The 13,146-nt window shown below is 61.8% G+C and carries 10 protein-coding genes; all 10 read left to right on the forward strand.

Annotation, left to right across the window (positions count from 1 at the left end; all coding sequences use genetic code 11):
• The first annotated feature begins 12 nt into the window (after positions 1-12).
• The 10 genes from IEX16_RS06885 (at position 13) to aspS (ending at position 13,036) form a co-directional block, all read left to right on the forward strand.
• Positions 13-3,957, forward strand: a complete 3,945-nt coding sequence (locus IEX16_RS06885; RefSeq protein ID WP_188707622.1) for a DUF3683 domain-containing protein — start codon at positions 13-15, stop codon at positions 3,955-3,957.
• Between the two features lie 21 nt (positions 3,958-3,978).
• Positions 3,979-4,392 carry a gamma-butyrobetaine hydroxylase family protein gene (locus IEX16_RS06890; RefSeq protein ID WP_188707623.1) on the forward strand — a complete coding sequence of 138 codons (414 nt, stop codon included), beginning with the start codon at positions 3,979-3,981 and terminating at the stop codon, positions 4,390-4,392.
• Positions 4,393-4,548: 156 nt separating this feature from the next.
• Entirely contained in the window at positions 4,549-5,280 is a 732-nt protein-coding gene (gene ubiE, locus IEX16_RS06895) for a bifunctional demethylmenaquinone methyltransferase/2-methoxy-6-polyprenyl-1,4-benzoquinol methylase UbiE (protein ID WP_188707624.1), read from the forward strand.
• Between the two features lie 24 nt (positions 5,281-5,304).
• On the forward strand, positions 5,305-6,243 hold the full coding sequence (locus IEX16_RS06900) for a Tim44 domain-containing protein (RefSeq protein ID WP_188707625.1): 939 nt from the start codon (positions 5,305-5,307) through the stop codon (positions 6,241-6,243).
• A gap of 163 nt (positions 6,244-6,406) precedes the next feature.
• Positions 6,407-6,991, forward strand: coding sequence for a hypothetical protein (locus IEX16_RS06905; RefSeq protein WP_229676230.1), 585 nt, complete (start codon positions 6,407-6,409; stop codon positions 6,989-6,991).
• Complete coding sequence (gene ubiB / locus IEX16_RS06910) at positions 6,988-8,541, forward strand: ubiquinone biosynthesis regulatory protein kinase UbiB (RefSeq protein ID WP_188707626.1); 1,554 nt, start codon at positions 6,988-6,990, stop codon at positions 8,539-8,541. The genes IEX16_RS06905 and ubiB overlap by 4 nt, the downstream gene beginning before the upstream one ends.
• A gap of 84 nt (positions 8,542-8,625) precedes the next feature.
• Positions 8,626-10,071 (forward strand): high affinity choline transporter 1, encoded by a 1,446-nt coding sequence (locus tag IEX16_RS06915; protein WP_188707627.1) that lies wholly within the window; start codon positions 8,626-8,628, stop codon positions 10,069-10,071.
• Between the two features lie 135 nt (positions 10,072-10,206).
• Positions 10,207-10,554 carry an FmdB family zinc ribbon protein gene (locus tag IEX16_RS06920; protein WP_188707628.1) on the forward strand — a complete coding sequence of 116 codons (348 nt, stop codon included), beginning with the start codon at positions 10,207-10,209 and terminating at the stop codon, positions 10,552-10,554.
• A complete protein-coding gene (locus tag IEX16_RS06925; RefSeq protein ID WP_188707629.1) occupies positions 10,554-11,174 on the forward strand; it encodes a DUF502 domain-containing protein in 621 nt (206 codons plus the stop codon). The genes IEX16_RS06920 and IEX16_RS06925 overlap by 1 nt, the downstream gene beginning before the upstream one ends.
• A gap of 74 nt (positions 11,175-11,248) precedes the next feature.
• Entirely contained in the window at positions 11,249-13,036 is a 1,788-nt protein-coding gene (aspS, locus tag IEX16_RS06930; protein ID WP_229676231.1) for an aspartate--tRNA ligase, read from the forward strand.
• Positions 13,037-13,146: the final 110 nt, after the last annotated feature.

Here is a 13,146-nt window from a genome sequence, read left to right on the forward strand (position 1 = left end):
CGGCCTCCCACGATGAACGCTCCTGAATCCCTTCAAAAATTAAGCGCCCTGGCCGGTGAGGCCGGCCCCGGCACAGCCCGCATCCGCGAGATTCCCTATAACTACACCTCGTTTTCAGACCGCGAGGTCGTGATCCGCCTGCTGGGCGCTCGCGCCTGGGACCTGCTGAACCTGCTGCGCGACGAACGCCGCACCGGCCGCTCGGCCCGCATGTTGTATGAGGTGCTGGGCGACATCTGGGTGGTGCAGCGCAACCCCTACCTGCAGGACGATCTGCTGGACAACCCGAAACGTCGCCGCCTGCTGGTCGAAGCCCTGCAGCACCGTCTCGGCGAGGTCGAAAAACGCCGAACCCCTGAGCAGGACAGCCAGCGTGACGCCATCGTGGTTGAGCTGCTGGACGCGGCCCGGGGAGCGGTGGCACAGTTTGCGACCTCGTTTGAAAACATGTGCGACCTGCGCCGCCTGACCGCGCGCAAGCTCGGCAAGCTGACCCAGAAGGACAACATCAAGTTCGACGGCCTGTCGCGTGTTTCGCATGTGACCGACGCGACCGACTGGCGCGTTGAATACCCGTTTGTTGTGCTGACGCCGGACACCGAAGCCGAAATGGCCGGCCTGGTCAAGGGTTGCATCGAGCTGGGCCTCACCATCATTCCACGTGGCGGCGGTACCGGCTACACCGGCGGCGCGATCCCGTTGTGCTGGAAGTCGGTGGTCATCAACACCGAAAAACTCGAGGCCATGACCGAGGTCCAGATGGTGGCGCTGCCCGGCATCGCCCAGCCGGTGGCCACGGTCTGGACCGAGGCCGGCGTAGTGACGCAGCGCGTGGCCGATGCGGCCGAACGCGGCGGGTTTGTCTTTGCGGTGGACCCGACTTCGGCGGAAGCGTCCTGCATAGGCGGCAATATCGCGATGAACGCTGGCGGCAAAAAAGCCGTGCTCTGGGGCACAGCGCTGGACAACCTGGCGTCCTGGCGCATGGTGACGCCGGAGGCACAGTGGCTGGAAGTCACGCGCTTGGACCACAACTTCGGCAAGATCCACGATGCCGAGATGGCCAGTTTTGAGCTTAAGTATTTCGAAGCCGACGGCAAGACGCATCTGCGCACCGAACGCCTGGACATCGCCGGCAAAACTTTCCGCAAGGAAGGCCTGGGCAAGGACGTGACCGACAAGTTCCTCAGTGGCTTGCCCGGCATCCAGAAGGAAGGCTGCGACGGCCTGATCACCAGCGCGCGCTGGATCGTGCACCGCATGCCGGCGCACACCCGCACGGTTTGCCTGGAGTTTTTCGGCAATGCCAAGGACGCGGTACCCAGCATCGTCGAGATCAAGGACTTCATGTTCGCCGAACAGGCGCGCGGTGGGGCCATCCTGGCCGGCCTCGAGCATCTGGATGATCGCTACCTGAAAGCGGTCGGTTATGCCACCAAGTCCAAGACCCACGGCGGTCTGCCCAAGATGGTTCTGTTTGGCGACATAGCCGGCGACGATGCTGATGCGGTGGCGCGGGCCACCTCGGAAGTGGTGCGCATCGCCAACTCGCGCCGCGGCGAAGGGTTTATTGCCATCAGCCCGGATGCGCGCAAAAAATTCTGGCTGGACCGCAAGCGCACAGCGGCCATCTCGCGCCACACCAACGCTTTCAAGATCAACGAGGACGTGGTGATCCCGTTGCCGCGCATGGCCGAATATACCGACGGCATCGAACGCATCAACATCGAGCTGAGCCTGGCCAACAAGGTCAAGCTGTGCAATGCGCTTGAAGCCTTTTTCCTCAAGGGCAAGTTGCCGCTGGGCAAATCGGACGATGCTGGCGAAATTCCCTCGGCCGAGCTGCTGGAAGACCGCGTCAGTCAGGCCCTGGCGCTGATAAGCGATGTGCGCGAGTTGTGGTCGGGCTGGCTGCAGGGTGTGGACAGGCTGTTTCCGCAGTTGCAGGACCACTCGCTGCGCGCTAGCTGGAAAACCCAGCTGCGCGCGCCGCTGCAAACGATTTTTTCGGGCGCCGCCTTTGTGCCCATCCTGGCCGAATGCAGCGCCATCCACAAACAGGTGCTCAAGGGCCGAGTCTGGGCCGCGCTGCACATGCATGCCGGCGACGGCAATGTGCACACCAACCTGCCGGTCAACAGCGATGACTACGAGATGCTGCAGACCGCGCACGAGGCGGTCGCGCGCATCATGGTGCTGGCGCGGTCGCTCGACGGCGTGATCTCCGGTGAACACGGCATTGGCATCACCAAGCTGGAATTCCTGACCGATGCCGAGCTTCAACCGTTTGCCGACTACAAGCTCCGGGTGGACCCGGAAGGGCGCTTCAACAAAGGCAAACTGCTACGAAATCGGGAGCTATCTACGCCCACTGGATATGGGCTGGAGGCCAAAAAGGCTTATACGAACGGCGTGAATGAAGCATTGTTCGCCGATTTGACCAACGCCTACACACCCAGCTTCGGCCTGATGGGCCACGAATCGCTGATCATGCAGCAGTCCGACATCGGCGCGATTGCCGACAGCGTCAAGGACTGCCTGCGCTGCGGCAAGTGCAAACCGGTGTGCGCCACCCATGTGCCACGCGCCAACCTTTTGTACAGCCCGCGCAACAAGATTCTGGCGACCTCGCTGCTGGTCGAAGCCTTTCTTTATGAAGAGCAGACGCGCCGCGGCATCAGCATCAAACACTGGGAAGAATTCGAGGATGTGGCCGATCACTGCACGGTCTGCCATAAGTGCCTCTCTCCCTGCCCGGTGGACATCGACTTCGGTGAGGTGTCGATGAACATGCGCAACCTGCTGCGCAAGATGGGCCAGAAGACCTTCCGCCCCGGCAACGCCGCCGCCATGTTTTTCCTCAACGCTACCAGCCCGCAGACCATCAAGTTCATGCGCGGCGCCATGGTGGATGTCGGCTTCAAGGCGCAGCGCCTGGCCAACGACCTGCTGCGGCGGGTGGCCCGCAAGCAGACCGCCCTGCCGCCGGCCACGGTCGGCGCCGCGCCGGTCAAGGAGCAGGTGATCCATTTCATCAACAAGAAGATGCCGGGCGGTCTGCCGAAAAAAACTGCGCGCGCCTTGCTGGACATCGAGGACAAGGACTACGTTCCCATCATCCGCGACCCGAAAACCACCACCGCTGAGACCGAAGCGGTGTTTTATTTCCCTGGTTGCGGCTCGGAGCGCCTGTTTTCGCAAGTGGGCCTAGCAACGCAAGCCATGCTCTGGCATGCCGGCGTGCAAACCGTGCTGCCGCCGGGTTACCTGTGCTGCGGCTACCCGCAGCGCGGCAGCGGCCAGTTCGACAAAGCCGAAAAAATCATTACCGACAACCGGGTGCTGTTTCACCGCGTGGCCAACACGCTGAACTACCTGGACATCAAGACCGTGGTGGTGAGTTGCGGTACCTGTTACGACCAGCTGCAAGGTTACGAGTTCGAGAAAATTTTCCCGGGTTGCCGCATCATCGACATCCATGAATACCTGCTGGAAAAAGGCATCACATTGCGCACCGACCAGCCCGGCGCGGGTTACCTGTACCACGACCCCTGCCACAGCCCGATGAAGCTGCAGGAGCCGATGAAAACCGTCAAAGCGCTGCTCGGCGACCAGGTGCTCAAGTCTGACCGCTGCTGTGGCGAATCCGGCACGCTGGGCGTCACGCGACCGGACATCTCGACGCAGATCCGCTTCCGCAAGGAAGAAGAACTGCGTAAGGATGAGGCCACGCTGCGCGCCAGCGGCGCCGTCGCTGCAAGTGGCAACGTCAAGATCCTCACGAGCTGCCCGAGCTGCCTGCAGGGCCTGAGTCGCTACGGCAACGACCTGAACAACGGCTTGCTGGAGGCCGACTACATCGTGGTCGAAATGGCCAACCAGATTCTGGGCAAGGAATGGCTGCCGGCTTATGTAGCTGCCGCCAACAACGGCGGCATTGAACGCGTGCTGGTCTGACGCAAGCAAGGAACATTCATCATGGCAGGCCTGACACCAGATACCCCCACCCCCACGGCATTGACGGTGCACAAGCAGTCCCGCGTGCTGGAGATTGCTTTTTCGGATGGCACCGAATTCAAAATTCCCTTCGAACTGATGCGGGTCTATTCGCCGTCGGCCGAAGTTCAGGGGCACGGGCCGGGACAGGAGGTGCTGCAGACCGGCAAGCGCGAGGTCGCCGTGCTGGAGCTGGAGCCCATCGGCAACTACGCCGTCAAGCCGGTGTTTTCCGATGGCCACGAAAGCGGCATTTTTTCCTGGGATTACCTGTACTTTCTCGGTGCTGAACAGGCCCGCCTGTGGGCCGAGTACACGCAGCGCCTGGAAGCCGCCGGGGCTCAACGCGACGCGCCCATGCTTGCTGCCGGCGGCCACGGCTGCAGCAGCCATTGATGCACGCTGGCCGTTTCTCTTCCACTATCAATTTCATAGCTGCTCGCGTCCGACAGACGAGGGCGAGTGTTGTTTTTCAACATAAATACCGCGAATGCCCCACGCGATGACAGGGTTGTCGCTTGAATTGTCGGGTTTCGCCCCTAGCATTAGCTTATGAGCAGCACCCACTTCGGATTCCAGTCTGTCGACGAGAATGACAAGGCCAGCCGTGTACGCAGCGTGTTCGATTCGGTCGCGCCCAAGTACGATGTGATGAACGACCTCATGTCCATGGGCCTGCACCGCGTCTGGAAGGCCTACACGGTGATGGTGGCCGATGTGAAAGAGGGCCAGAGCGTACTTGATATCGCTGGCGGCACCGGTGACCTGGCACTGGCCTTTGCGCCCAAGGTGGGCAGCACCGGCTGCGTGGTGCACACCGACATCAACGAAGCCATGCTGCGCGAAGGCCGCAACCGCATGCTGGACGCCGGCAAGGTCTTGCCGACCACGGTGTGCGACGCCGAAAAGCTGCCGTTTGCCGATGCCAGTTTCGACCTCGTGTCCGTGGCTTTTGGCCTGCGCAACATGACCCACAAGGACCTGGCGCTGACCGAGATGAACCGAGTGCTCAAGCCCGGCGGCAAGCTGCTGGTGCTGGAATTTTCAAAAATCGCCAAACCGCTGGCGAAGGTCTACGACTGGTATTCCTTCAATGTGCTGCCCAAACTGGGCAAGCTGGTGGCCAATGACGACTCGAGTTACCGCTACCTGGCGGAGTCCATTCGCATGCATCCCGGCCAGGACGAGCTAAAGGCCCTTATGCATAAAGGTGGTTTTGGTCATGTGGACTATCACAACCTCACCGGCGGGGTGGTGGCATTACATGTTGGAATCAAGTGTTGAAGCAATTTAAATAGAGGAGACATCATGAAATTCTGGTCTGCAATTCTCTCGGCCGTACTGGCCGTCACCATGCTTCTGGCGTATGCGCCTGTCGCGGAAGCCAAACGCATGGGCAGTGGCGGTTCGGTCGGGCGCCAATCGTCGAACGTGACGCAGCGCCAGGCCACCCCGCCGGCCGCGCCTGCCAACACTGCGGCTGCTGCAGCAGCGCCCAAGAAACCTTGGGGCGCCATGCTCGGCGGCCTCGCTGCGGGTCTGGGCTTGGCCTGGCTGGCTTCCTCGCTTGGCCTGGGCGGCGCTTTCGGACAAATCATCATGTTTGCCCTGCTCGCGCTGGTGATCATGGTGGTGGTTGGCTTCGTGGTGCGCAGGCTCAAGGCTGGCAACGGCCAGGGTGCGTCGCCTTTCGCCATGCAGGGCGCAGGCAACGCCAGCACGCCGCGCAACTACAGCCCGGAGAATGTTGGCAACGATGCCTCGGCCCGGCCCTGGGAGCGCAACAGCATGGCCTTCGATGCCAGCAAGGCAAGCGGCGGTTCCATGATTGGCTCCGGCCTGGCTGGTTCGCAGACGTGGGGCGTGCCCGATGGCTTTGATGCCGAAGGTTTCCTAAACGCCTGCAAGACCAACTTCGTGACCCTGCAGGACGCTTGGGATCGCTCGGATGTGGGCAGCTTGCGCGCCATGATGACCGACGAAATGCTGGCGCAGATCAAGACCCAACTGGCCGACCGCGAGTCGCACACCGGCGGCGTGACCAACAAAACCGACGTGGTGATGCTTGACGCCAAACTGCTCGGCATTGAGGAACTCAGCGATGTTTACATGGCCAGCGTGGAGTTCTCCGGCATGATTCGTGAAGACGCTTCAGCCGGTGCCAGCCCGTTCCGCGAGGTCTGGAACATGACCAAGCCGCGCAACGGCGGCGGCTGGCTTGTTGCCGGCGTCCAAGCACTTCAGTAAGCCCCCACGCTCCGCCGCTGCGCGGGTCGCTGCCCCCCCCCCCCGCAGGCGCTGCGCCTGCGGACCGGCGAAGCCGGATCCGCGGCCCTTGCTGGTCTTTAAAGCCCCTTCATCGCTCACGCGGCGAAGGGGCTTTTTCAATCTGCTGCAAAATCGGGGGCGTATGCGCACCAACACCACGTCCCCTTTTTCTTTTTTGCAATCCCTGGCCACCCGTTTTCAGCCGCCCGCCTGGGTGGTTGATGAGGGGCAGCAGAAAATCGTGCTGTTTCTCAACCATGTGCTGATGCAGGAAAAGGAGGCGCAAAACCGCCTGCTGCGCAAAAAAGGCAGCGTGGTTCATGTGCGCTGGGGCGTGTTTGCGCTGGACCTTGTCATCACGCCGGCCGGGCTGCTGGACCGTGCCGCGCCGGGCGTAAAACCTGACCTGCTGCTGGCTGTGACCGCCGAATCACCGGCGGTCGTCATGCAGTCGGTGATGGCAGGCAAGGCGCCCCCGGTCAAAATCGAAGGCGACGTGCAGCTTGCTGCTGAACTCGGCTGGCTGGCCGACAACTTGCGCTGGGATTTGGAAGAAGACCTGTCCCGCATCATCGGCGACGTGCCGGCCCACACGCTGGCCGGTTTCGCCCGCCAGGCGCTGGCCGGCCTGCGCCAGTTTTTGGCCCAGGCGCTTGTGCCGGCTGCTTCCCCCGCCGGAGCCGTGGCGGTACCGCCCGTCCCCGAGCCGCCGAAAGCCACCTCATGAGCAGACTGTTCCGGGGCGTTTTTATCGTCTGGACAGTGCTGCGCTTCGGGCTCGATGAGCTGGTGCTGTCGAGTTTCAGCAAGCCCTGGATACGCACGCTGACGCGTGTTGTCTCGGTCGGGCGCGATCTGAGGTCGCCGCGAGGAGCGCGGCTGCGCGAAGCGCTGGAAAGCCTGGGGCCGATTTTTGTCAAGTTCGGCCAGGTCATGTCAACCCGGCGCGACCTGCTGCCGCTGGACATTGCCAATGAGCTGGCGCGGCTGCAGGACCGGGTGCCGCCGTTTGACTCGGACGTGGCCATCGCCATCATTGAAAAAGCCTTTGGCCGTCCGATCACCCAGATTTTTGGAAGCTTCGAGCGCCAGCCGGTGGCCAGCGCCTCGATTGCCCAGGTGCATTTCGCGACGCTGCCCGGAGGCCGCGAGGTCGCGGTCAAGGTGCTGCGCCCCAACATGCTTGCGGCGATTGAAAAAGACCTGGCGCTGATGCACATGATGGCCGGCTGGGTTGAAGGCCTGTCGGCCGACGGCAAGCGGCTAAAGCCGCGCGAGGTGATCGGCGAGTTCGACAAGTACCTGCATGATGAACTGGATCTGCTGCGCGAGGCCGCCAATGCGGCGCAACTGCGCCGCAACATGCAAAACCTGAACCTGGTGCTGATTCCGGAGATAGTCTGGGATTTCTGCATGCCCGACGTGATGGTGATGCAGCGCATGAAGGGTGTGCCCATCAGCCAGGTCGAGCGCCTGCGCGATGCCGGCGTGGACATGAAAAAGCTGGCGCGCGACGGCGTCACCCTCTTTTTCACCCAGGTGTTTCGCGACGGGTTTTTTCATGCCGATATGCACCCTGGCAACATCCAGGTCAGCCTGGAGCCGGCCACCTTCGGCCGCTACATTTCGCTGGACTTCGGCATCGTCGGCACGCTGACCGAGGTCGACAAGGAGTACTTGGCGCAGAACTTCAGCGCGTTTTTCCAGCGTGACTACAAACGGGTGGCCGAGCTGCACATCGAGTCCGGCTGGGTGCCGGCCGACACGCGGGTCGATGAACTCGAAGCCGCGATACGCGCCTGTTGCGAGCCCTATTTCGACCGGCCGCTCAAGGAAATATCGCTGGGCATGGTGCTGATGCGGCTGTTTCAGACCTCGCGGCGTTTCCATGTGGAAATCCAGCCGCAACTGGTGCTGCTGCAGAAAACCCTCCTCAACATCGAAGGTCTGGGCCGCGAGCTGGACCCCGAACTGGACCTGTGGAGCACGGCCAAGCCATTTCTGGAAACCTGGATGCTGGAACAAGTCGGCCCTGAAAAGCTGCTGGAGCAGCTCAAGGCCGAGGCCCCGACCTATGCCAAACTGCTGCCCGGCCTGCCGCGGCTGCTGCAGCAATACCTGAAAAACCAGTCCGGCGGCAACCGCCGGGAGCTCCAGGAACTGCTGCAGGAGCAAAAGCGCACCAACCGGCTGTTGCAAAGCCTGATCTACGGTGGCCTGGGTTTTGCATTGGGCCTGCTTGCCATGCAGCTGGTGCTGCGCATTCGCGTTTTCTAGGACTTCTTGGCCGCTTGCCCGGTCAGGCAGCAGATTACCGGGCGGAAAATCTGGTAATAATCACGCATTCTAGAGGAGGCCGCTGTGCTCTTGACCCTGGTTTTCATCTACCTTCTGATCACCATCATCATCGGTCTGTACGCCGCCAGGCGCGTCAAAAACACCGCCGACTATGCGATCGCCGGGCGCAAGCTGCCGCTGATCATGATCGTGACCACAACCTTTGCCACCTGGTTTGGCTCGGAGACGGTGCTGGGCATCCCGGCCAAGTTTGTCCAGAGCGGGCTGAACGGCGTGGTGGAAGACCCTTTTGGCGCGGGCACCTGCCTGATCCTGGTGGGCCTGTTTTTCGCCGGCAAGCTCTACAAGATGTCTTTGCTGACGATCAGCGACTACTACCGGGAGCGTTATGGCCGGACCATCGAGGTGGTGTGCTCCATCGTCATCATGATCAGCTATCTCGGCTGGGGCGCGGCCCAGGTGACGGCCCTGGGGCTGGTGTTCAACATACTGTCAGGGGGCGCCATCAGCACCACCGCGGGCATGCTGATCGGCACGGCCTCGGTGCTGGCCTATACGCTGTTCGGCGGCATGTGGTCGGTGGCGGTGACCGACTTCATCCAGGTGATCGTGTTGGTCGTCGGTCTGGCGGTGCTGGCCGTGTTTGCCGGCAACCTGGCCGGTGGCGCGGACAAAGTGATTGCCCTGGCCACCAGTCAGGACCTGTTCAAATTCTGGCCGGAGCCCAATTTGCGCGACATGGTGTTTTTCTTTGCGGCCGCCATCACCATGATGTTCGGCTCCATCCCGCAGCAGGATGTCTTCCAGCGTGTGATGTCGGCCAACACCCAGGGCGCAGCCACCAAAGGGCCGGTGATAGGTGGCGTCTGCTACATCCTGTTTGCCTTTGTGCCCATGTTTCTGGTGGTCAGCGCACTGATCATCATGCCGGAGCAAACCGCCGTTTTGCTCAAGGAAGACCCGCAAAAGATACTGCCTACGCTGGTGCTTGAAAAAATGCCCTTCATCATGCAGGTGCTGTTTTTTGGTGCGCTGTTGTCGGCCATCAAGTCGACTGCCTCGGCCACCTTGCTGGCGCCCAGTGTGACTTTTGTCGAGAATATCTGGCGCCAGTTCAAGCCGCGCATGAGCGACCAACATGAGCTCAAGCTGATGCGCACCAGCGTGTTGGTATTCAGCAGCCTGGTGCTGGCCTATGCCATTTTCATGCAGGGCACCTCGATTTATGAGATGGTCTCCGGCGCTTACCAGGTGCCCCTGGTCGGCGCCTTTGTGCCGCTGGTATTTGGTCTGTACTGGAAAAAAGCCAGTACCCAGGGCGCGGTGTTCTCGGTGGTGTGCGGCATCGGCACCTGGCTGCTGTTTACCTTCAGTGCCCTGGGCGAGCAGTTTCCGGCCCAGCTGGCCGGGGTGCTTGCGGCCGCGCTGGGCATGCTGGTGGGTTCGCTGACGCCGCAAACCATTGAGAACAGCCGGGGCAGCCACCACCGCCTGAGCACCGAAGCCTGATCAGCCCGGGCAAGCGGTTGGCGAGCAGCCAAATGCACTTTGGGGCGCCGGGCAGATGCCCGCGCCTATAATTGAAGGTTTTGCATCCTGTGGTCCCCGCAGGAGCAGGCAGCCCCGACAAAATCTTCCAGAACCATGCCAATCTACGCCTATAAATGCGAGTCCTGCGGGCATAGCAAAGACGTTTTGCAAAAAATGTCTGATGCGCCGCTGACCGACTGTCCCCAGTGCGGCGCCCCCGCGTTCAAAAAGCAGCTGACTGCTGCCGGTTTCCAGCTCAAGGGTTCGGGTTGGTATGTGACTGATTTCCGCGGCGGTGGCGGTGCAGCAGCCGTACCGCCGGCAGGCGGCTCGGAAGCGCCTGCCGCAACGGGCGCCGATGCCAAGTCGGCAGAGCCTGCCGCGAAAGCGGCGGCGGCCCCTGCTGCCGCGCCTGCCGCTGCGCCAGCGAGCAGCGGCAGCCCCACCCCCAAGGCGAGTTGATGGCCGCTATACGCCGATGGCTGCTGGCGGGCTTGCTGGTGCTGGTGCCGCTTGCGGTTACCGTCTGGCTGCTGAACTGGATCATCGGCACGCTGGACCAGACGCTGGAAATTCTCCCGGGTAACTGGCACCCTGACAAATTGCTCGGTGTTCATATTCCTGGCTTTGGTGTGTTGCTGGCGCTGGCCATCGTGCTGTCGATAGGCGCTATTACCAGCAATTTTCTGGGCAAAAAGCTGGTGCGCTGGTGGGATGCCCTGCTCAGCCGCATTCCCATCGTCCGGTCGATTTATTCCAGCGTCAAGCAAGTATCCGACACGCTGTTTTCAGAGAACGGAAATGCGTTTCGCAAGGCACTGCTGGTGCAATGGCCGCGCGAGGGTGTCTGGACCATAGGGTTTCAAACCGGCATGCCGGGCGGCGATGTGGTCAACCACCTGCAGGGCGAGTACCTCAGCGTCTACGTTCCGACCACGCCCAACCCCACCGGCGGTTATTTCGTCATGCTCCCCAAGGCGGACTGCATCGAACTCAAAATGAGTGTGGATGAGGCCCTGACCTATGTGATTTCCATGGGAGTGGTGGTGCCCGGCAGTGCCGCCAACTACAAACCGAAATAGTTTTTCTTCCGTAGCGCGCAAGCCCTCACCTCCGACGTATCAGCGAAACAAGCGACTTATCTATGACTTCCCAAATGCGTTCCCACTATTGCGGTCTGGTGACCGAGAGCCTCATGGGGCAAAGCGTCAGCCTGTGTGGCTGGGTCAATCGCCGGCGTGACCACGGCGGCGTGATTTTCATCGACCTGCGCGACCGCGAGGGTTATGTGCAGGTGGTGTGCGACCCCGACCGCGCCGACATGTTCACCACTGCGGAAGGTGTGCGCAACGAGTTCTGTGTGCAGATCAAGGGCCTGGTGCGGGCACGCCCGGAGGGGACTGTCAACGAGGCGCTCAAAAGCGGCAAGATCGAGGTGTTGTGCCACGAGCTGATTGTGCTCAACCCCAGCGTGACCCCGCCGTTCCAGCTGGACGACGACAACCTGTCGGAGACCACACGCCTGACACACCGCGTGCTGGACCTGCGCCGTCCCTACATGCAGAACAACCTGATGCTGCGTTACCGCGTGGCGATGGAAACCCGCAAGTTCCTTGACGCCAACGGCTTCATCGACATCGAAACGCCGATGCTGACCAAAAGCACGCCCGAAGGCGCGCGAGATTACCTGGTGCCCAGCCGCGTCAACGAAGGCATGTTTTTTGCGCTGCCGCAAAGCCCGCAGCTGTTCAAGCAGTTGCTGATGGTGGCCGGTTTTGACCGTTACTACCAGATCACCAAATGTTTTCGTGATGAAGACCTGCGTGCCGACCGCCAGCCGGAGTTCACGCAGATCGATATCGAGACGTCCTTCATGGGCGAGCAGGACATCCGCGACATGTTCCAGGGCATGATCAGCAACATCTTCAAGACTGTGCTGGCCACAGACCTCGGCGAGTTCCCGGTCATGACTTATGCCGACGCCATGCACCGCTTCGGCTCCGACAAGCCGGACCTGCGCGTGAACCTTGAGTTCACCGAACTGACCGACGTGATGGGCGATGTGGACTTCAAGGTCTTCAGCGCACCGGCCACCACGCCGGGTGGCCGGGTGGTCGCGCTTCGAGTGCCGGGCGGCTCCGAGATGAGCCGCGGCGAGATTGACGGCTACACCGAGTTCGTCAAGATCTACGGCGCCAAGGGCCTGGCCTGGATCAAGGTCAACGACGTCAGCAAGGGTCGCGACGGGCTGCAAAGTCCTATCGTCAAGAATATCCACGACGCCGCCGTGGCCGAGATTCTCAAGCGCACCGGCGCGCAGAACGGCGACATCATTTTCTTCGGCGCCGACAAGGCCAAGATCGTCAACGACAGCATAGGCGCGCTGCGCCTGAAGGTTGGTCTGAGCGCCTTCGGCAAGAAGTCCGGTGTGTTCACCGCCGGCTGGAAACCGCTGTGGGTGGTGGACTTCCCGATGTTCGAATACGACGAAGGCGGCCAGCGCTGGAGCGCGGTGCACCACCCGTTCACGGCACCCAAGGACGGCCATGAAGACTGGATGGACACCGACCCGGGAAAATGTATTTCCAAGGCCTACGACATGGTGCTCAACGGCTGGGAACTGGGCGGCGGCTCGGTGCGTATCCATCGCGCCGACGTGCAAAGCAAGGTGTTCGACGCGCTGAAGATCGGGCCGGAAGAGGCGCAGGAAAAGTTTGGTTTCCTGCTCGACGCGCTGCAGTACGGCGCGCCACCGCACGGCGGCCTGGCGTTCGGCCTGGACCGCATCGTCACCATGATGACCGGTGCCGAGTCCATCCGCGACGTGATCGCCTTCCCCAAGACCCAGCGCGCGCAGTGCCTGCTGACCCACGCGCCCAGCCCGGTCGACGAGAAGCAGCTCAAGGAATTGCACATCCGTCTGCGGACTACGCAGCCGGCTTGAGCCGGCTTGCAGCCCGAGCGTGCTGCTGATTTGCTACGGTATTGATAGCTGCTTGCGCTTTCCCGGTATGGGCTGGAGGCTATTTTTATCGTGAATGGTGATGGGCCAGG

This window comes from Polaromonas eurypsychrophila (genome assembly GCF_014641715.1).
GTDB classification, from domain to species: domain Bacteria; phylum Pseudomonadota; class Gammaproteobacteria; order Burkholderiales; family Burkholderiaceae_C; genus Polaromonas; species Polaromonas eurypsychrophila.

Bases quoted from the DNA above. Each gene is read 5' to 3' on its own strand.
- IEX16_RS06885 (WP_188707622.1), top strand. From the start codon at position 13: ATGAACGCTCCTGAATCCCTTCAAAAATTAAGCGCCCTGGCCGGTGAG.
- IEX16_RS06890 (WP_188707623.1), top strand. From the start codon at position 3,979: ATGGCAGGCCTGACACCAGATACCCCCACCCCCACGGCATTGACGGTG.
- ubiE (WP_188707624.1), top strand. From the start codon at position 4,549: ATGAGCAGCACCCACTTCGGATTCCAGTCTGTCGACGAGAATGACAAG.
- IEX16_RS06900 (WP_188707625.1), top strand. From the start codon at position 5,305: ATGAAATTCTGGTCTGCAATTCTCTCGGCCGTACTGGCCGTCACCATG.
- IEX16_RS06905 (WP_229676230.1), top strand. From the start codon at position 6,407: ATGCGCACCAACACCACGTCCCCTTTTTCTTTTTTGCAATCCCTGGCC.
- ubiB (WP_188707626.1), top strand. From the start codon at position 6,988: ATGAGCAGACTGTTCCGGGGCGTTTTTATCGTCTGGACAGTGCTGCGC.
- IEX16_RS06920 (WP_188707628.1), top strand. From the start codon at position 10,207: ATGCCAATCTACGCCTATAAATGCGAGTCCTGCGGGCATAGCAAAGAC.
- IEX16_RS06925 (WP_188707629.1), top strand. From the start codon at position 10,554: ATGGCCGCTATACGCCGATGGCTGCTGGCGGGCTTGCTGGTGCTGGTG.
- aspS (WP_229676231.1), top strand. From the start codon at position 11,249: ATGCGTTCCCACTATTGCGGTCTGGTGACCGAGAGCCTCATGGGGCAA.